Source organism: Nonomuraea sp. JJY05 (assembly GCF_043496855.1).
Lineage (GTDB): Bacteria > Actinomycetota > Actinomycetes > Streptosporangiales > Streptosporangiaceae > Nonomuraea.
In genome coordinates, this window is the sequence record NZ_JBIEIS010000044.1 from 40489 (window position 1) to 58702 (window position 18214).

The window sequence follows — 18214 nt, forward strand, 5'->3', positions numbered from 1 at the left end:
GGGCCGCGCGTGGTCAGAATTGGCGACATTCGTTTACCCCGAGGGAGACCGCGATGAGCAACGACCCCGCACTGCAGGCCCTGGCCCGGCTCGTCGGCACGTGGAAGATCACCGGCGGTCATGAGGGAATCGTCACCTACCGCTGGATGAACGACCACTTCCTCCAGCAGGACATCCAGCTCGGTGACACCTTCGGCATCGAGATCATCGGCCGGGAGCGCAAGCTGATGGCCGAACCCGGCGCCGACATCACCTCCCGCTACTACGGCAATGACGGCAGCACCCTGGACTACACCTACGAAATCCTCGGCGACACCCTCACCATCTGGGCCGGCGAGCGCGGTTCACCCGCCTACTATCAGGGCACCTTCAGCGCCGATGACACGACCCTCAACGGCGCCTGGGTCTACCCGGGCGGAGGCGGCTACATCTCCAACGCCGAACGCGTCTCCTAGGCATAGGCTCCATCCCCGAACAGCCGAGGCCCCGGGCCGGCGCCTGCGGGGGTCCAGCCCGGTGCCGAGGGAACTGGCGGAAGTCCCGCTCCACAGCTCCTGACGAGCACGGGCCAGGCCGGGTCATCGAGTGGCCAGTCCACCTTCCAGCTGAACGCAGGCGGCCTTGCCTCGGAGTTCAGGAGAAGTTGCCGGGGCCGAACGGTGGCAGACTGCACGCTGCCGCCTGCGCCATCGTCCGCCAGGTCGGGGTCTTCTCGATCGACCTGGTCCACGAGCATGTACGCACTGGGCGCGATCGAGGAGGTGGAGCGCAGTCGCCGCGAAACTGTCGTGCTGTCGGATCGCTGACGACCGGCGTCCCGGAAAATTCTGCAAAGAAGTCCGGGAGGAAGTGTCGGATCGGGGCGGTGGTGTTCGTAGCAGGGGTGAGGCCGCCCGCCGGTCGACTCGAAGGGCGTGACGATCCAGGTCTACCGGCCGGCCGGGCGCCCGCTGTATGCAGAGGCCTGAAGTCCCCACCACCGAACCACGCTGTCTTGACACCACAGGAGATGATTTTCGGATGCAGTATCTGATTTCCGTGATCGATGACAAGAGCAATCCCGGCAGCACGGACAGGCTGCCTGCCATCAGCGCGTTCAACGAACGACTGATCGCCGAGGGCTACTGGGTGTTCGCGGGCGGACTCGCGGACACCGACGCGGCCACGGTCATCGACAACCGGGGCGAGCAGGCGGTGTTCAGCGACGGGCCTTTCGTGGAGTCGAAGGAGTACCTCGCCGGCGTCTGGGTGTGGGAGGCCCCCGATCTGGATGTGGCGCTCAGGCTCGCCGCCGAGGCGTCGAAGGTCTGCGACCGGAAGATCGAGGTACGGCCGTTCCAGTGAGCGACGTCGAGGAGGCGATCACCCGCGCCCGCCACGACGAGTGGGCGCGGGTGGTGGCCGCCTGACCAGGCGCTTCGATGACCTCCACATCGCCGGGGAGGCAGCGGCCGAGGCGTTCGCGGCCGCCGTCGAGCGGTGGCCGGCCGACGGCGTACCGCCCGATCCGGGCGCGTGGCTGACCACCACCGCCAACCGCAAGGCCATCGGCCGGATCCAGCGCGACGACAAGCACAAGGAGGCCCAGATGCTGCACGACAACCCCCCACCCGAGCCGCTGGGCGCCATCGACGACGACCGGCTCCGGCTGATCTTCACCTGCTGTCACCCGGCGCTGGCGATGGAAGCGCGCGTGGCGTTGACGCTGCGCATGGTCGGCGGTCTGACCGTGTCCGAGATCGCCCGTGCTTTCCTGGTGCAGAGGACCCCGATGGAGCAGCGCATCACCCGCGCGAAGGCCAAGATCAAGGCGGCGCGCATCCCCTATCGGGTGCCGTCCGCCGACGATCTGCCGGCTCGTGTCTCCGGCGTCCTGGCCGTCCTGTTCCTCGTCTTCAACGAGGGCTACCTGGCCAGCGGCGCCGACACCGATCCCGTACGGCACGAGCTGACCGCCGAGGCGATCCGGCTCACCCGCCTGATCCGCGCGCTCCTGCCGCAGGACGGAGAAGTGGCCGGGCTGCTGGCGCTGATGCTGCTCATCGAGGCCCGCCGCGCCGCCCGGGTCTCGGCCGGCGGCGAACTGGTCCCCCTGGCCGAGCAGGACCGTGGAGCCTGGGACGCGGCACTGATCGCCGAAGGGCACCAGCTGGTGCGCGAGCGCCTCGCCGCTGCCGCCGCCGGGGTGACCCCGGGGCGCTACCAGATCCTCGCCGCGATCAACGCCGTACACGCCTCCGCCCGCGACATCCGCGACACCGACTGGTCGCAGGTCCTCGCCCTCTACGACCAGCTCGTCCGCCTCGACCCCTCGCCGATCATCACCCTCAACCGGGCCATCGCCGTGGCCGAGCTCGACGGGCCGGAGGTAGCGCTGGCCATCGTTGACCGCCTCGCCGAGGCGTTGGCCGGCTACCACGTCTACCACGCCACCCGCGCCGACCTGCTGCGCCGGCTGGGCCAGAGTCAGCAGTCCCGCGCGGCCTACGACCGGGCCATCGAACTGGCCGGCAACACCGGCGAGACCGCCTACCTCACCCGCCGCCGCGACCAACTTGCGCCCACGTTTGAAGAGCGCACTTGATACAGCGATGAAAGGCGACCGTAGAGACGCGGCCTGGTGCCGACCGGCCGCGACTCACGCGGTACTGCTCGGCGGGCTGGCGGCCGGAGCCGTCGGTGCCGGCTTCCTCCTCTGCGACAAAGCCCTCACCGCTCCATGCCGGAGATCCCGGAAAGTCGCACGCCGACGCCAATGCCGCTTGCTCCGAGCCACACGACCGCATCGGCCAGGCTCCTGCTCACAGGTGGGCAGCGGCGATCATCATACCGGGCCTGACGTGGGCGACCCGGAGAGCGCCGCGGCATCTCTGGCTGTCCCACGCGGCTGAGAGGCGTGCGTAGGTGCCTCCACACCACCGTGGTCGGTTCGCTGACGACACACGCGCCCGAAGATCTCGGCGAAATCTTTTGTGGGCGGTGTCGGATCGGGTCGGAGGTGTTCGTAGTGGGGGTGAGAGGCCGCCCAGGAGTGGCGCCCCGGTAAGGGAAGGACGTTCGTTCCTCATGACTACCTTGACGGAGCCGAGCACAGTCACCACACGCCGCTCCAGCCGCCTGATGTGGGCGATCCTGGGGCTGGTGCTGCTTGCCGACGCCCTCGACGTGATCGATGCAACCGTCACGAACATCGCCGCCCCCACCATCGCCCGCGAGCTCCACGGCGGTGAGAGTCTGATCAAGTGGTTGGGAACGGCGTACATGCTCGCCATGGGCGTCCTGCTCGTGGTCGGCGGACGGCTGGGCGACAAGTTCGGCCAGCGAAGGCTTTTCCTGATCGGCATGGGCGGGTTCACCCTGGCGTCGGCGATCGCCGGGTTCTCACCTGACCCGGCCCTGCTCATCGTCGCCCGGGTCGCTCAGGGAGCGTTCGGGGCCCTGCTCATCCCGCAAGGCATGGCGATCATGACGAAGGCATTCGACCGCGACATGCTCGCCAAGGCGTTCGGGCTGTTCGGCCCGGTTCTCGCTCTCTCCAGTGTCGGCGGCCCGGTCCTGGCCGGTTTCCTCATCAGCGCCGACGTGTTCGGTCTGTCCTGGCGCCCGATCTTCCTCATCAACATCATCCTTGGCGTTGTCGGGCTGATCATGGCCGTCAAGATCCTGCCGCGTGACGACGACGCCGACCGGTCCACCGTCGTCGACGGCTGGGCCTCCGGCCTGCTCGGGGTTGCCATGCTCGGGCTGCTGTACGGCCTGATCGAGGGCTCGACCAACGGCTGGGGCGTCGTCCCGATCGTCTCGACCGTCGTCGGCGTCCTGTTCTTCGCCGCCTTCGCCTACCGTCAGCGCACCGCGACCCACCCGCTCATCAAGCCCTCGCTCATGAAGAAGCGGGGTTTCACTTCCGGATTGCTCGTGTGCCTGGTCGCCGTCGCCGCCGGCGGCGGCCTGCTCCTCGTGCTGTCGCTGTTCCTGCAGGAGGGGCTGCACACGAGCCCGGGGGAAACCTCGCTCGGTCTGGTGCCGCTCACCCTGGGGCTCGTCGCCGCCGGGTTCGCCGCCATGGGTGGCCTGGTCGCCAGGCTCGGTCGCACCCTCGTCTTCCTCGGCCTCGCCGTCGTCCTCGTCGGTTGCGGTTGGGTCCTGGCCCTCGTCGATCACTCCGGGACGAACGTCAGCCTCTGGGCGCTGGCCCCGGCGTTGTTCGTCACCGGTATCGGCATCAGCCTCAGCTTCGCCACGATCCCCGTCGTCGCTCTCGACGACGCGAGCCCTGAGGAAGCCGGCAGCGCCAGCGGCTCGTTCAGCTCGATCCAGCAACTCGCATCAGCGATCGGCTCGGCCGCGGTCACCTCGATCTTCTTCCAGGCCGCGACCTCAGGACTGGGCCACGCGATGAAAGTCAGTCTCATCGTCGTTCTGGCCGTGACCGCCCTCAGCCTCCCGGTCGTCGCCCTGATGCCCCGCAAGGCACCAGATCATGGGCTTTTTGAGTAGGGCGAACGGTTACCGTGCGGGTCCACACCCGGGGCGGCCCGCAGCCCGGCGAGGGCCAGGGCGAAGACGCGCTCGCGCTGGGCGTCGTCGACGTACTCGATGGTGCTGACGCCGGAGAACATCCGCAGCGGGTCGTCGATCGTCGGCTCGGGACGCGCGCCGCCCGCGCGCTGTGCCCGCTCCAGCAGCGGACCGCCGGCATCGCGCATCGCCTTGCGGCAGGCCTGGAAGCTGTCGGTGGCGCGGTTGAGCGCGTCGGCGAAGGCCAGCTTGGTGCCGATGTAGTCGGCAAAGCGGCGCAGCCAGGCGGCCAGCGCCTCCCATGGGTCGAGGTCGCCGAACTCGGTGGCGGCGCGGCACAACTTCTCCACCTCCTCGCGGTGCACCTCCTCGACCAGATCTTCGCGGGTGGGGAAATTGCGGTAGAGGGTGGCGATGCTCACGCCGGCTCGCCGGGCGACGTCCTCCAGCGACGCCTGCGCCCCCTTCTCGGCGAACGCGTCGCGGGCTGCGGCGAGCAGGGCGCCGAAGTTGCGGGCGGCGTCGGCGCGCTTGGGACGCCGCGACGGAAGTACGGGCTGTATCTGGCCTTTCCAGTCGGCCCGTCAGCTGGCCGAGCGCGGCCTCACTGTGCTCCTCGGCAGCCGCGACGCCGGGCGCGGGGCGCAGGCCGCCGCCGACCTCGCCGCCGACCTCGCCGCCGACGGAATCACGGTGCGGCCCGTACGGATCGACATAACCGACGACGACTCCGTCAGGCAGGCGGCCGTGTTCATCGAGCGCGAATACGGTCGACTCGACGTCCTGGTCAACAACGCCGGCGTGCTCCGGCGCAGGGCCGCTGACGGCTCTCTGGGGGAGCGGGGGGCTGCCTGCGTCTTGTTCATCGAGGCGCTGTCGGGCCGGGACCGTCCGGTACAAGAGGATCCGCCGCTTGGCCGGGGTGACCGTGCTGGAGCGGCTGGTGGGCAGCGCGCGGGACGGTCAGGAGGGGTTGGACGGGCCGAGTGCACTCCTCGATGAGGGGGTGCTCCTCACCCCACACCAGCATGGCGTACAGGATGCCGCTGAGACTCCGGCCCTGTTCCGTGAGCTCGTAGACGACTCGGGGAGGTACCTCCGCGTACACCGTGCGAGTGAGGATCTGCTGGTTCTCCAGCATCCGTAGCCGCTCGGTGAGCGTCTTGGCGCTGGGGTCGCCCAGTGCCGAGCGCAGTTCGCCGAACCGCTTGGCGCCGGTCAACAGCTCACGGATGATCAGCGTGGACCACTTGCCGTCAAGGACCTTGAGCGTCCGCTCGACGCCGCACCCGCGCTGGGGCGCGGCGGCCAGGCGGGCGGCGACGTCCGGCCCATTAGTTCCCATTGGGAAACTATATTCCGTTCTAGGGACTACTTTTCCGTTGAAACTAATGTGCCGGTTCATGAACGCATCCATCATTGTCGTCCATGGAGCGACCGGCGCCCAGGGAGCCCCCGTCGTCCGACGGCTGCTCTCCGCGGGTCACCGCGTCCGCGCCGCCGTCCGCGACATCTCCACGCCCGGCCTGCCCACGGGTACCGAACCCGTCTTCGCCGACCTGTCCGTGCCCGAGTCCCTGACACATGCCTACGCGGGGGCCGACGCGGTCATCGTGCAACTGCCGCTGGTCTTCGCCGCCGACGCGGCCGTGCCGCAGGCCGAGGCGGTACTCGCCGCGCTCAAGGGCGGTGCGGTGCCCAGAGCGGTGCTCAACACCGGCGGCCCGACGCCCAGCGCGCCCATCGGCGTGCCCTTCGTGGACGCCCGAGTCCTGCTGGCCGCCGAACTGCCGGGCGTCGTGGACGCCGCAACCGTCGTCGCGCCGGCGTTCACGTACATGGAGAATCTGGCTGCGCCCTGGTCGCTCCCACGCGTGGCCGCAGGCGAGGCCGCCTACCCGCTGCCGGCGCACCTTCCGGTGCCCTGGCTGGCGCTCGACGACCTGGCCGACGTCGTCGCCGGGCTCGTCACCGACCCCGCTCCCCCGCCGGTACGGATCGTCGCCGGCCCGCAGGCCCTGACCGGCCACCAGGTCGCCGCGGAACTCGCCGCGGCACTGGGCCACGAGATACGGTGGCGGACGGTCGAGCCGAAGGAGTATGAGCGGATGCTCGCCCCGTTCACCGGTGCCGAGGCAGCCGCGGGCATCGCCGCCGCCTATACCCCGCCCCCGCCGGGATCACCGCCGCCTCCGGCGCCGGACTCAGCGGTGATCACGACCGGCACGACGACCCTGCGTGAATGGGCCACGCGGCAGGACTGGCAGCTCTGAGTGCCGTCGGGGACGCCGACGTCGGCCCCGATGTCGGCCAGCACCCCGATGGGCGGGAGACCCGTACGGCGGCCTCACATACTGCCGAAGAAGGCCCGTACGTCCTCGGCCAGCAGTTTCGGCTGCTCCAGCGCCATGTACGCGCCGCCGCGCTCCACCTCGGTCCACCGCACCACGTTGGCGTCGCGCTCAGCGAAGCGGCGGATCGTCACGTCGCCGGGCCCGACGAGAACGGCCGTGGGCGTCGTCGCGTACGCCTTCGGCCCCCACGCGCCCGGATCGTGCGCGCTGTCGTAGTAGAGCTGGGCGATGGACCCGGACGTACCGGTGAACCAGGTGAGGCTGACATCGGTCAGCGCCCGGTCGCGGGAGAAGGCGTCCTCGGGCAGCTCGGCGGCCGGATCCGTCCATTCCTTGAACTTCTCGACGATCCAGGCGAGCTGCGCGACCGGCGAGTCGTGCAGCCCGTACGCGATGGTCTGGGGGCGGGTGGACATCATGGCGTTGAAGCCGAACCCGTCCTTCATGAACCATTCGATCGCCGCCAGCCGCTTGCGCTCGGCCTCGTCCAGGCCCTCCTGGTCGTCGTCGGGGAAGGCGACGTAGGCGTTGACGTGGATGCCGGCCAGCCGGTCCGGCACCTGGCGGGCCAGCTCGACGGACAGGTTGGCGCCGCCGCCGCCTCCGTGGGCGCCGTACCGGTCGTACCCGAGGCGCGACATCAGCTCGGCGAAGGCGGTGGCGGTGCGCGGTACGGTCCAGCCGGTGCTGGTCAGCGGGCTGGAGAAGCCGACGCCCGGGTTGGTGGGCACGACCAGGTGGAAGTCGCGGGCCAGGAGGTCGATGACGTCGAGCAGGCCGATGTTGCCGCCCGGATTGTCGTGCATGAGGAGTAATGGCAGGGCGTCGTCGCGGTCCGCGCGTACGTGGCGGAAGTGCACGCGCTGGCCGTCGATCTCGGTGACGTACTGGGGCCAGCGGTTGAGCTCCGCCTCGACGGCTCGCCAGTCGTAGTCGTGCGCCCAGTAGTCGGCCAGACCCTTGAGGTAGTCGGCGGGCACGCCCCGGCTCCAGCCGGCGCCCGGGATCTCGGGGGTCCAGCGGGTACGGACGAGGCGTTCCCGCAGGTCATCGAGGTCGGCTTGAGGGATTCGTACGCTGAAAGGCTCCATGACTGGCAGCGTAGGAAATATCGATGCATGTCCGAATGAGTCATCGCATAGGTAATACGATTAGGGCGATGGTACCGACGCTGCGCGGCCGCGCCGAGGAGCAGGCCCGCCTGGAGCGGCTGCTGGCGCAGGCCCGGGAGGGCGCCAGCGGTGTCCTCGTGGTACGCGGCGAGCCCGGCATCGGCAAGACCGCCCTCCTGGACCACGCCGCCTCTTCCCCGCACGGGATGCGGGTGATTCGCGGCACGGCCGTGGAGTCGGAGGCGGAGCTGCCCTTTGCCGGGCTGCATCTGCTGTTCGGAGCCGCGCTCGACGTGCTGCCCGCGCTGCCGGGTCCACAGGCGGCGGCGTTGCGCGGCGCGTTCGGGCTCGGGCCGGCGACCGGCGACCGGTTCCTGATCGGGCTGGGCGTACTGTCGCTGCTGGCCGAGCTGGCCGGGGACGGCTCCCTGGTCTGCCTGGTGGACGACGCGCACTGGCTCGACCACGCCTCGGCCGACGCGCTGCTGATCGCGGCGCGGCGGCTGGAGGCCGAGGGGGTGGCCCTGATCTTCGCCGCCCGCAGTCCCGGCTTCCCCGCTCCCGGGCTCGCCGAGACGGTCCTGGACCGCCTGGACGACGCCGCCGCCTCCGCGCTGCTCGCCCACGTTCCCCTGCCGGACGAGGTGCGGCGCAGGGTGCTGACCTCGGCGGCGGGCAACCCGCTGGCGCTCATCGAGCTCTCCCACGCGGACTGGGAGCCGGATCCGGTCGAGGTGCCGCTGACCGACCGGTTGCAGCGGGCCTTTCTGCACCGGGCCGCCGCGCTGCCCGAGAACGGGCGTACGCTGCTCGCCGCCGCTGCCGCGGAACGAGCGGCCGACCTGCCGACGCTGCTCGACGCCACGAAAGGGCTCGGCGTGACCGCCGCGGACGTCGAGCCGGCGTGCGGCAGCGGGCTGGTCGTGCAGTCCGCCGGACGGCTGGAATTCCGGCACCCACTCATGCGCGCCGCCGTCTACCAGGGGACACCCCTGCCGCTGCGACTGGCCGTACACGCGGCACTGGCCGAGTCGCTGCCCGGCCCGGGCAACGCCGACCGCCGGGCCTGGCACCGGGCCGCCGCCGCGACCGCCCCGGACGAGCGGCTGGCGGACGAGCTGGAGCACACGGCCGTACGCGCCTCGAACCGCAACGGCTTCGCCGCCGCCGCGGCCGCGTACAAACGGGCCGCCGAGCTGGGCACCGACCTCGGCGCCCGGGCACGACGGCTCACGCTGGCCGCCGAGGCCACCGAGTACAGCGGCCGCTTCGACGAGGCCCGCCGCATCGCCGAACAGGCCGGCGGCCAGTGCACCGACCCGGGGCTGATCTCCCGGCTGGTCCGCGTGCGCGCCTGCTCCGACTACGGCCAGGGCCTGCTCCCCAGCGCCCACGCCCTGCTGTGCGTGGGCGTCTCCCACGTCATCGACTCCAACCCGCAGGACGCGGCCGGGCTGCTGCTGGACGCCTCGTCCCTGATCTGGCTGGACGGCGACAGGGACATGGCCGTACGCACGGCCGCCCAACTCGCCGAGCTGCGGCTACCGCCGGGCGACCCGATGACGGCCGTGTACCACCTGTGCCGCTGGTTCGCCGCCCTGGCCCTGCGCAAGCCCGTCACCGGCCTGCCTCCGCTGCCCGGCGTCGTGGCCCATGCCCGTGAGCCGGCCGGCATCGACCGCAGAGGACTCCTCCTCCTGGCCGGCCTCGGCCTGGCCGAACCCGACGCGAACACCCACGACCTGGCCGTATCGGCGGTCGCCGCCATTCGCGAGGAGAACCGCATCGGCCTGCTCCCCCAGGCCCTGACCTACCTTGCCGCGGTACAGCTCTCACTCGGCTGGCACGCCGACGCCCGGGCCCACGCGAACGAAGCCGCCCACATCGCCGCCGGCACCGCCCAGCCCCAATGGACCCGCCAGGCCCAGGCACTGCTGGCCCAATTGGCCGCCATCGAGGGCGACTCGGCCGGCTGCGCGGACTTCCCTGAGGCCAGGGCCCTCCTCGACCTCGGACTCGGCCGTACCGAAACGGCCCTGGTGGCCCTGGAGAACCTCGTCTACGGCCGCGCCCACAACCAGATCCCCGCCATGCGCCGCGTCCCCGACCTGGTGGAATCGGCGGTCCGCTGCGGCCGTCCGGCACGGGCCGGCGAGCCGCTGGCCCGGTTCGAGGAATGGGCCGCCCTCCTGGACCAGCGCTGGGCCCACGCCCTCACCGCCCGCTGCCGCGCCCTCCTCACCCCAGGTGACGAGGCCTTCACCACCGCACTCGACCTCCACGAACCGTCCCGCCCCTTCGAACGAGCACGCACGGAGCTCCTGTACGGCGAGTGGCTACGCCGCGCCCGCCGCCGCGTGGACGCCCGAGCCAGGCTCACCGCCGCCCTGGAGACCTTCACCCGCCTCGGCTCCACCCCTTGGGCCACCCGCGCCCGCACCGAACTGGGCGCCGCCGGCGTCTCCCCCTCCCCCATCGACGGCCACGACCCCCTGTCCGGCCTGACCCCTCAGGAGCGCCAGATCATCCAACTCGCCGCCCGGGGCCTGACCAACAAGGACATCGCGGCCCAACTGTTTCTGAGCCCGCGTACGGTGGGGCAACACCTGTACAAGGCCTTCCCGAAACTCGGCGTGACATCCCGCGCCGAACTCCCGGCCCTGACCTCCTGAAACCCCTCGACCACCGGGAGCCGACACCCGGGTGGCTGTAGCCGCCGACGCGGTCACAGCGTCGTCCTCCAGGCCCGCCGCCCTCATCGCCCGGCGAGCCGTCCCTCCGCCCACCCGGTGAAGGCGTGGGGCGAAGCCGGGTGTGACAGGTACGGTGGTCGCCGTGAGCCGACCCCGAGGGGACAATCCGTACGATCAGGCAGGTGCGCCCATGACGCCGGCCGGACTGGCCCGCCACCGCGCCGGCGCTGCCGGCCTGGGCAACGCGCAGCCGGCCGCGTTTGCCGGCGCCGCCGAGGTGGTCGGCTGGTTCGGCGCGCTGCAGTCGCAGGATTACCACCCGGCGAAGTGGGCGATCGGACAGCGGCTCGGCCCCGGCGTCACCGACGCGGACCTTGATCGCGCGTTCGACGACGGCGTCATCCTGCGTACGCACGTGCTGCGCCCGACATGGCACTTCGTGGCCCCCGCCGACCTGCGCTGGCTGCTGGAGCTGACGGCGCCTCGGGTGCACGCGCTCAACGCCTACGCCTACCGGCGCGGCGAGCTCGACGGCCCGCTGCTGGGCCGTACCACGGACCTGATCGCCGGCGCCGTCGCCGGCGGGAACCACCTGACCCGCGCTGAGATCGCGGAGCTGCTCGCCCGGCACGGCATCGTCGCGGAGGGGTTCCGGCTCGGCTACCTCCTCATCCACGCCGAACTGGAGCGAGTGATCTGCAGCGGCCCACTGCGCGGCCGGCATCACACGTACGCGCTGCTCGACGAGCGCGTCCCCCGGGCGGTGAGCCAGGAGCGCGAGGCGGCGCTGGCCGAGCTGGTCCGCCGGTTCTTCACCAGCCACGGTCCGGCGACGGTGAAGGACCTGGCGTGGTGGTCCAGCCTCACGCGCCCCGACATCGCCGCCGGGCTGTCACTCGCCGGCGACGCGCTGGAGAGCACCGACGTCGACGGCGTCACCTACTGGTCCGCGCCGGGGAACGCCCTCGCTCCGGCCCCGTCCCCGTCGGTGCGGCTGCTGCAGGCGTACGACGAGTACATCGTCGGCTACCGCCAGAGCAAGCACCTGCTCGACCTCGGCGGCCTGGCGGCGGCGGCGCCGGGCAAGCTCGCCCTGCCGAACGGCGTCATCGTGGTCGACACGCAGGTGGCCGGCCGCTGGAGGCGCCTGGTCCGGGCCGACGTCGTCGTGGTCGAGGCGGTGCTGTTCCGGCCGTTCGACGCCGCCGAGACCGCCGCGCTGCACGCCTCAGCCGACGAACTGGGCGCGTTCCTGGGCGCGCCGGCCGTCGTCGCGGCCAGCCTGATGGGCGCCGCACCAGCGGGGGCGGCCTGACGAGCTTGGTCGTACCTGTTGTCCACCGTCAGGTGGACAACAGGTACAACCGGACGATGCTCTCGGTGACACCTTCCATTCCGCAACGCTCTTCGTATGAGCGAACTAGCTGTGCGCGCCGCGCGCTGGAGCGCCCGCCACCCTTGGCGTGCCTTTGTTTCCTGGTTGGTGTTCGTGGTCCTGTGCCTGAGCATCGGCATGGCGGCCGGCACCAACAGCGCCGCCACCGAGGACTACCGGGTCGGCGAGGCGGGGCGTGCCGAGGCCATGGCGGCCGAAGGAGGGCTGCAGCGTAAGCCCGAGGAGCAGGTGCTGATCTCCCGGCGGGACGGGGAGCTTGCCGGTTCGGCCGGGCAGGCGGCCGCGGACGAGGTCAAGGTACGGATGGAGCGGCTGCCCGGGGTGGAGAGCGTGGCGGCGCCCGTGCGGTCCGCGGATGGCAAGGCGATCGTGGTCAGGGTGACCATGCGCGGGCCTGAGCTGGGCGCGCAGAAGCAGGTGGATCCGCTGATCGCGCAAACTGCGGCGGTGCAGGCGCGCCACCCGGATCTGCGTGTCGAGGAGACCGGTGCTCCCTCCATCGGCAAGGGGGTCAACGCCCAGCGTGGCGCGGACCTGGCGCGTTCGGAGGCGATCGCGTTGCCCGTCACCCTGGTGGTTCTGCTCTTGGTCTGCGGGTCGGTGGTCGCCGCTGCGATACCGCTGCTGCTCGCGCTGTCCTCGATCGCGGCGGCGATGGGCCTGGCGATGGTGGCCTCACATGTCTTTCCCGACGCCGGGGTGGGCACCAACGTGATCATTTTGATCGGCATGGCGGTCGGCGTCGACTACTCGCTGTTCTACCTCAAGCGGGAGCGCGAGGAACTCGCCCGATCCGGGGGCCGGGTCAGGCCTCAGGCGCTGGTGGAGGTGGCCGCGGCGACTTCCGGGCGGGCGGTCGCCGGCTCGGGACTGGCCGTCGCCGTCTGTGGCGCGACGCTCTATCTCGCCTCGGATGTCATCTTCTCCTCGCTGGCCACCGCCACGATCGTGGTCACGCTGGTGGCGGTGGCCAGTTCGCTGACCGTGCTGCCGGCGGTGCTGGTGCTGGTCGGGCGGCAGCGCGAGCGGCGCCGCGCGCGCCGCGCAGGCCGGGCCGGCGGGGGCGAGCTCGTGCGGGCCGGAAAGGAACCGGGCCGGGTGTGGGAGGTGCTGATGAGGCCCGCCAGCCGGCATCCCGCGATCACGCTGGCCGTATCGGTCCTGGTGCTGCTCGCCCTGGCCGCCCCGACGACGGGCCTGAAACTGACGGAGATCAGCCTGGAGACGTATTCGCGGCAGATCCCGGCCATGCAAGTTCGCGATCGGCTCGCCGCCGCGTTCCCCGAGATGAGGGTCACGCATCAGGTCGTGGTACGGGCCGAGGCCGCCCTGGCGGGTCAGGTGCGCAGAGGCCTCGCAGAGGTGATCCGGCGGACGCGGGCGGATCCCTCGTTCGCGGGCACACCACGCGTGCGCACGTCGGCCGATGCGCGTGTCAGCACCCTCGCGCTGTCGGTTCCGTATCGCAACGACTCGCCCCAGGCGCTCGCCTCGCTCGCACACCTCAGGAACGGCTACCTGCCGGCGGCCATCGGCGGCATACCGGGCGCCGAGTGGGCGGTCTCCGGCGACGTGGCCCGCTTCACGGACTACCCCGCCCATCAACGGGACCGGATCCCGCTGGTGCTCGGGGCCCTGCTGCTGGCCACGTTCGTGATGACGGTCCTGGTCTTCCGCTCGGTGGTGCTGGGCCTGCTCGGCGTCGTGCTGAACCTGCTGTCCACCGCTTCCGCGGTCGGCGTTCTCGTCCTGGTCTTTCAGGGAAGCTGGGCCGAGGGGCTGCTCGGCTTCACCTCCACCGGCTCGATCGGGTCGCGCGTACCGCTGTTCCTGATCGTGATCCTCTTCGGGCTGTCCATGGACTACCAGGTCTTCGTGGTGAGCCGGGTCCGAGAGGCGGCGATGAGCGGCCTGCCCGCGCGCCGGGCGGTCCTGGACGGCGTAACCGCTTCGGCGAGCGTGGTCACGAGCGCCGCCGTGGTGATGGTGACCGTGTTCGTCAGCTTCATCTTCGTCGACCTGATCGAGTTGAAGCAGATGGGCTTCGTGCTGGCGGCCGGCGTGCTGCTGGACGCGTTCGTCGTCCGCGTCCTGGTGCTGCCGTCGGCGCTGCTTCTGCTGGGACGCCTGAGCTGGTGGCCGTCACGGGGCGTGGCGCGGGACGGCCGAACCGGTGCAGGCACCGGCGACAAGTCTGAGAGCCGGGCCGCCGAAGTAGGTTGAGCCACATGACGTCGTGGCCGAGCGCCGGTGACCAGCAGACGCCGCCCGTCTGGGGCAGGGTGACCGGCACGTTCTGGGAAAAGACCCTCCAGCGGTGGAACGCTGTCTCCTGGCTGCTGTACGGGCTGTTCACGGCGGTCGTCGTGGCCCTCGATCCGCCCGGTGAAGGCAAGACCTGGTCCCTGGTCCTGCTGGGTGTCCTGGCCGCCTGCTATGCGGTCGTCATGAGGTGTCCGGGCAACCGGATGCTGCGGCCGTACGCGTACCTGTGGGTGCTCGTCCTGTCGTTGAGCGGCCTGTCCTATCTCCGTGACGGGTACGCGGCCCTGTTCATAGTGACGTTGCCGCACTTCTGGGTGCTGGCCAGATCGTGGCGGGAGTCGGTCGGCTTCAGCGCTGTGGGCGCCGTGGGCACGCTGGCCGGCAGCACGCTGCGGGCGGGCTGGAGCGCGGACTTCTTCAGCTCCAACGTGATCTCCACATTGATCGTCTACTCGGCGAGCGTGCTGATCGGGACCTGGGTGCACCAAGTGGTGGAGGAGAGCCACGAACGGGCTCGGCTGATCGGCGAGCTGGAGCGGGCCCAGGCGCAACTGTCGCAGGCGCACCAGCGCCAGGGCGCGGCCGACGAACGGGAACGGATGGCCCGCGACATCCACGACACCCTGGCGCAGGGCTTCGCCTCGATCATCGTGCTCGCCGAGGCCGCGCGCTCCGGGCTCGACTCCGCGCCGCACCGCAGCGAGCAGCAACTGCGCTCGATCGAGGCGACCGCGCGTGAGAACCTCACCGAGGCACGGGAACTCGTCGGCTCGGCACGCGAACCCGGACGGCCGGCCGTGGGCACGGTGGCTCAGACATTGAGGCGCACCCTGGACCGCTTCACCGAGGACACCGGGCTCGCCGTCATCGCCGAACTCGCCGACGTGGACTGCGACCAGCAGACCCGCATCGCGCTCCTGCGTTGCACCCAGGAGTCTCTGGCCAACGTCCGCAAGCACGCGCGGGCGTCCACGGTGGGCGTGGTGCTGGCGCGGCACGCGTACGAGGTCGAGCTGGAGATCACCGACGACGGCGTCGGCTTCGACGTGGGGCGTCCACCGGGGTTCGGGCTGGACGGGATGCGTAAACGCCTGGCCGAGCTGGGCGGCGAACTGACCGTCACCAGCTCTCCAGGAGACGGAACGAGGGTTCTGGCGATGATTCCCCTGGAGAGCGAGGTGCCGGTATGACCCGCGTGATCGTGGTCGATGATCACACCGTGATGCGGGCCGGGGTCATCGCCCTGCTGGCCGGTGAGCACAGCATCGACATCGTCGGCGAGGCCGGCGACGGCCGGGCGGCCCTCGCCCTGGTCGAGCGGCACGATCCGGACGTCGCGCTGGTCGACCTGCGCATGCCGATCCTGGACGGCGTCGCGACCACCGCCGAGATCGTCACCCGGCATCCGCGCACCCGCGTGCTGATCCTCACCACGTACGACACCGACGCCGACATCGAGCGCGGCGTCGAAGCGGGCGCCATCGGCTACCTGCTGAAGGACACCACCCGTGAGCAACTCGTGGACGCCATCCACGCGGCGGCACGCGGCGAGACCGTACTGGCTCCGCGCGTGGCGGAAAAGCTGATCGCCAAGCTGCGACGACCCGCTCAGGCGGCGCTGACGCCACGCGAACTCGATGTGCTCAACGCGGTGGCCGACGGCCTCACCAACGCCGAGATCGGCAGCCGGCTCGTCATCGCGGAGGCGACGGTGAAGACCTACCTGCTGCGGCTGTTCGCCAAGCTGGAGGTCAACGATCGCACGCATGCCGTCGTCACGGCCATGGAACGAGGGCTGCTGCGCCGGCCATGAGCGTGGGCGCTGCCTCACCACCGTTCCGTGCCGCAGACCTGCCTGTGCCCAGACCGTCAGCCGGCCGCTGGTACCGGCCGGGCTGAGCCACGTGAGGGCGGTCCGGAGAGCGTCCAGGTCTCGCCGCTCGCCGGCGCGGGTGACCCAGGCGACATGTCCGTCGGGACGGACGAGTACGGCGTCCGCGCCGAGCTCGGAGCCCTCGGCCGGACGGGAGCGAACGAGATCGACTCGGGCCGCCCAGCCGGCCACGACGGCGTCGAGCGGCGGGAGACCACCAAGATCCAGCAGAATCGCACGGGCACGGCGCAGAAGCTCGTAAACTCGGCCGCGGTTGAGGCCGAGATCCGGAACCCGCCGGCCGAGGAGGTCGTCCGTCCCCTCCATCGGATACCTGATGTCCGTCGCCGTGATCATTCCGGCCAGGCGCAACCGTACCTCATCGATGCCGATGAGATCGCCCAGCACCTCGCGAAGCGCGAAGGTGTGATCGTCCACCCGCCAGAGTGCGGTCTGGGCGCGGGTGTTGTGCAGGACGCGGGCGGCGACCGGGTGGCGTTCAGCCTGGTAGGTGTCGAGCAACAGGTCCGGAGCCTGGCCACGGACGACGGCGGCGAGCTTCCAGCCGAGGTTGACCGCGTCCTGCACGCCGGTGTTCAGGCCCTGACCGCCCGCCGGGAAGTGGACGTGCGCGGCGTCGCCGGCGAGGAGAACCCGGCCCGCGCGGTAACGGTCGGCCTGGCGCGCCGCGTCGCCGTGCCGGGAGAGCCAGCGCGGCGAGTGCATCCCGTAATCCGCCCCAGCGATCTTGAGCAGGGCCGTGCGGAGGATCTCCAGGGTCGCCGGTTCGCCCCGGTCGGCGACGTGATCGAACTCGTTGGTCAGCACCCGGTACCAGCCTGGCCGGTAGGCCAGCACCGAGAAAGGGTTGCCCGGGCGGCCCGTTGAACGACGGTTGTCCAGATGTTTCCGTTGAAGACCCGGCGCGTTGTCCAGCGAGGCATCCGGCTATCGTTTCTTGGAAAGAAGCCGTGGATCCTGAGCGTGTCCGCACCGTTCGCCCCACGTCCGTGAAAGGGCGTTCATGACAGCCGACCAGCCGGACATCTGCCCGACGTGCCAAGGCGTGACCCCCGCCACGCACCCCGCTGCCTACACCGCCGCCCGGGGACGGCTGATCGTCGCCAACGGGTACTGTCAAGGCCATGCCTCCGCCACAGCGCGCGATTCCGGGCATCCCGAGCCGACCGAGAGTGCAAGATCCTCACGCCGGTCGATGCCTGCGGTTTCCACGTCTGGAGGAGAGGTGAACGACCAGCTGTGTGGTCTGGGCATCAGGTTGCCGGCGCGCTCGTGTGCCTCTTCCGCCAGCCGATGTCGACCCGGCATCGGCCTGGCCCGGCTGTCCGGCCGGCACTCCGGCGAGCTGCTCGAGTTCACAACCGCCGAGCTGCCCGGCAGGCAGCGGACGCTGCACCAGTTACGCAGCGGCACTCGAGCCGAAAGCGCCCGCCTACGGCTGCTGATACGAACCGCGGCTGGTGCCGAGGCGGCCGACGCCGTCCACCCCGTCTGGCAGGTGCGTCACGGCATGTAAGGCTGCGCAGCCTGGAGTGTGAACCTGCGTGACGATCACCCCGTTATCCACCCAAAGCACCACGGCCATGCTTTCGGCGTTCCTGGGCGTCGCCTTGCAGGAGAAACACCAGCGCCTTTCCGTCTGGGGCCGATCAGCAGTCACGGCCACCGCCACCATGCGCGATCCGGAATATCACGTCCCCACGCTACGATCACCACGCCCATGCTCGGACCCGTTAGTGCTGCGGCCCTGCGATCGCGGCTTTGCGGCGTGTTGGCTCATCGGGAATGGGACGGAAATTGGCGCGTCAGAGACGCGTGGGCGTTTCAGGGTCGGGTAGGGCTCCGCTCGTGCGATGCCCAGCGTGCGGCTGGGCGCTTCCTTCGTGCGGGCCGGCCGCCCTGACGACGGCAGGGCGGCCTTCACATCCTCCAGCTGCGATAGCTGCACATGTCAGCGGGCCGGTTGGGAGCTGGTCTCA

Annotated in this window: 14 protein-coding genes and 2 pseudogenes; 12 read left to right on the top strand and 4 right to left on the bottom strand. The window is 70.8% G+C overall.

Annotation, left to right across the window (positions count from 1 at the left end; genetic code table 11):
* Nucleotides 1-53 precede the first annotated feature (53 nt).
* The 4 genes from ACFKCF_RS47545 (at nucleotide 54) to ACFKCF_RS47560 (ending at nucleotide 4500) form a co-directional block, all read left to right on the top strand.
* Complete coding sequence (locus ACFKCF_RS47545) at nucleotides 54-455, top strand: hypothetical protein (protein WP_394502049.1); 402 nt, start codon at nucleotides 54-56, stop codon at nucleotides 453-455.
* A gap of 565 nt (nucleotides 456-1020) precedes the next feature.
* Nucleotides 1021-1344, top strand: a complete 324-nt coding sequence (locus tag ACFKCF_RS47550) for a YciI family protein (protein ID WP_394502051.1) — start codon at nucleotides 1021-1023, stop codon at nucleotides 1342-1344.
* 40 nt (nucleotides 1345-1384) lie between these two features.
* On the top strand, nucleotides 1385-2584 hold the full coding sequence (locus ACFKCF_RS47555; RefSeq protein ID WP_394502052.1) for an RNA polymerase sigma factor: 1200 nt from the start codon (nucleotides 1385-1387) through the stop codon (nucleotides 2582-2584).
* Nucleotides 2585-3066: 482 nt separating this feature from the next.
* Nucleotides 3067-4500 (top strand): MFS transporter, encoded by a 1434-nt coding sequence (locus tag ACFKCF_RS47560; RefSeq protein ID WP_394502054.1) that lies wholly within the window; start codon nucleotides 3067-3069, stop codon nucleotides 4498-4500.
* On the opposite strand, the gene ACFKCF_RS47565 is transcribed toward ACFKCF_RS47560, so the two are convergent.
* Entirely contained in the window at nucleotides 4482-5021 is a 540-nt protein-coding gene (locus ACFKCF_RS47565; RefSeq protein ID WP_394502143.1) for a TetR/AcrR family transcriptional regulator, read from the bottom strand. The genes ACFKCF_RS47560 and ACFKCF_RS47565 overlap by 19 nt on opposite strands.
* Here ACFKCF_RS47565 and ACFKCF_RS47570 point away from each other — a divergent pair.
* Nucleotides 4936-5328 (top strand): annotated as a pseudogene (locus ACFKCF_RS47570) (SDR family NAD(P)-dependent oxidoreductase); the annotation flags it as partial. The gene ACFKCF_RS47565 and the pseudogene ACFKCF_RS47570 sit on opposite strands and share 86 nt — an antisense overlap.
* A gap of 55 nt (nucleotides 5329-5383) precedes the next feature.
* On the opposite strand, the gene ACFKCF_RS47575 reads toward ACFKCF_RS47570, so the two are convergent.
* Nucleotides 5384-5866, bottom strand: coding sequence for a winged helix-turn-helix transcriptional regulator (locus ACFKCF_RS47575; RefSeq protein WP_394502056.1), 483 nt, complete (start codon nucleotides 5864-5866; stop codon nucleotides 5384-5386).
* Between the two features lie 58 nt (nucleotides 5867-5924).
* On the opposite strand from ACFKCF_RS47575, the gene ACFKCF_RS47580 reads away from it, so the two are divergent.
* Nucleotides 5925-6794: an SDR family oxidoreductase gene (locus ACFKCF_RS47580; protein ID WP_394502057.1), complete on the top strand. Its 870-nt coding sequence runs from the start codon at nucleotides 5925-5927 to the stop codon at nucleotides 6792-6794.
* A 74-nt stretch (nucleotides 6795-6868) separates the two neighbouring features.
* Here the strand turns inward: ACFKCF_RS47580 and ACFKCF_RS47585 are convergent, their stop codons facing one another.
* Complete coding sequence (locus tag ACFKCF_RS47585; RefSeq protein WP_394502059.1) at nucleotides 6869-7966, bottom strand: epoxide hydrolase family protein; 1098 nt, start codon at nucleotides 7964-7966, stop codon at nucleotides 6869-6871.
* Between the two features lie 68 nt (nucleotides 7967-8034).
* Here ACFKCF_RS47585 and ACFKCF_RS47590 point away from each other — a divergent pair, with 68 nt between their 5' ends.
* The 5 genes from ACFKCF_RS47590 (at nucleotide 8035) to ACFKCF_RS47610 (ending at nucleotide 16154) form a co-directional block, all read left to right on the top strand.
* Nucleotides 8035-10659 (top strand): AAA family ATPase, encoded by a 2625-nt coding sequence (locus ACFKCF_RS47590; protein WP_394502060.1) that lies wholly within the window; start codon nucleotides 8035-8037, stop codon nucleotides 10657-10659.
* A gap of 211 nt (nucleotides 10660-10870) precedes the next feature.
* Nucleotides 10871-11995: a winged helix DNA-binding domain-containing protein gene (locus ACFKCF_RS47595; RefSeq protein ID WP_394502062.1), complete on the top strand. Its 1125-nt coding sequence runs from the start codon at nucleotides 10871-10873 to the stop codon at nucleotides 11993-11995.
* Between the two features lie 96 nt (nucleotides 11996-12091).
* Nucleotides 12092-14299 carry an MMPL family transporter gene (locus tag ACFKCF_RS47600; RefSeq protein WP_394502064.1) on the top strand — a complete coding sequence of 736 codons (2208 nt, stop codon included), beginning with the start codon at nucleotides 12092-12094 and terminating at the stop codon, nucleotides 14297-14299.
* A 5-nt stretch (nucleotides 14300-14304) separates the two neighbouring features.
* On the top strand, nucleotides 14305-15531 hold the full coding sequence (locus tag ACFKCF_RS47605; protein ID WP_394502066.1) for a sensor histidine kinase: 1227 nt from the start codon (nucleotides 14305-14307) through the stop codon (nucleotides 15529-15531).
* Nucleotides 15528-16154, top strand: coding sequence for a response regulator (locus ACFKCF_RS47610; RefSeq protein WP_394502068.1), 627 nt, complete (start codon nucleotides 15528-15530; stop codon nucleotides 16152-16154). Before ACFKCF_RS47605 ends, ACFKCF_RS47610 begins: the two co-directional genes overlap by 4 nt.
* A gap of 147 nt (nucleotides 16155-16301) precedes the next feature.
* Here the strand turns inward: ACFKCF_RS47610 and ACFKCF_RS47615 are convergent.
* A pseudogene (locus ACFKCF_RS47615) lies at nucleotides 16302-17072 on the bottom strand (FAD-dependent monooxygenase); the annotation flags it as partial.
* 388 nt (nucleotides 17073-17460) lie between these two features.
* Between ACFKCF_RS47615 and ACFKCF_RS47620 the strand changes: the two are divergent.
* Nucleotides 17461-17751: a hypothetical protein gene (locus ACFKCF_RS47620; protein ID WP_394502070.1), complete on the top strand. Its 291-nt coding sequence runs from the start codon at nucleotides 17461-17463 to the stop codon at nucleotides 17749-17751.
* The last annotated feature ends 463 nt before the right edge of the window (nucleotides 17752-18214 follow it).

Bases quoted from the DNA above. Each gene is read 5' to 3' on its own strand.
- ACFKCF_RS47595 (WP_394502062.1), top strand. From the start codon at position 10,871: ATGACGCCGGCCGGACTGGCCCGCCACCGCGCCGGCGCTGCCGGCCTG.
- ACFKCF_RS47610 (WP_394502068.1), top strand. From the start codon at position 15,528: ATGACCCGCGTGATCGTGGTCGATGATCACACCGTGATGCGGGCCGGG.
- ACFKCF_RS47600 (WP_394502064.1), top strand. From the start codon at position 12,092: ATGAGCGAACTAGCTGTGCGCGCCGCGCGCTGGAGCGCCCGCCACCCT.
- ACFKCF_RS47560 (WP_394502054.1), top strand. From the start codon at position 3,067: ATGACTACCTTGACGGAGCCGAGCACAGTCACCACACGCCGCTCCAGC.
- ACFKCF_RS47575 (WP_394502056.1), bottom strand. From the start codon at position 5,866: ATGGGAACTAATGGGCCGGACGTCGCCGCCCGCCTGGCCGCCGCGCCC.
- ACFKCF_RS47545 (WP_394502049.1), top strand. From the start codon at position 54: ATGAGCAACGACCCCGCACTGCAGGCCCTGGCCCGGCTCGTCGGCACG.
- ACFKCF_RS47550 (WP_394502051.1), top strand. From the start codon at position 1,021: ATGCAGTATCTGATTTCCGTGATCGATGACAAGAGCAATCCCGGCAGC.
- ACFKCF_RS47585 (WP_394502059.1), bottom strand. From the start codon at position 7,966: ATGGAGCCTTTCAGCGTACGAATCCCTCAAGCCGACCTCGATGACCTG.
- ACFKCF_RS47590 (WP_394502060.1), top strand. From the start codon at position 8,035: ATGGTACCGACGCTGCGCGGCCGCGCCGAGGAGCAGGCCCGCCTGGAG.
- ACFKCF_RS47580 (WP_394502057.1), top strand. From the start codon at position 5,925: ATGAACGCATCCATCATTGTCGTCCATGGAGCGACCGGCGCCCAGGGA.
- ACFKCF_RS47605 (WP_394502066.1), top strand. From the start codon at position 14,305: ATGACGTCGTGGCCGAGCGCCGGTGACCAGCAGACGCCGCCCGTCTGG.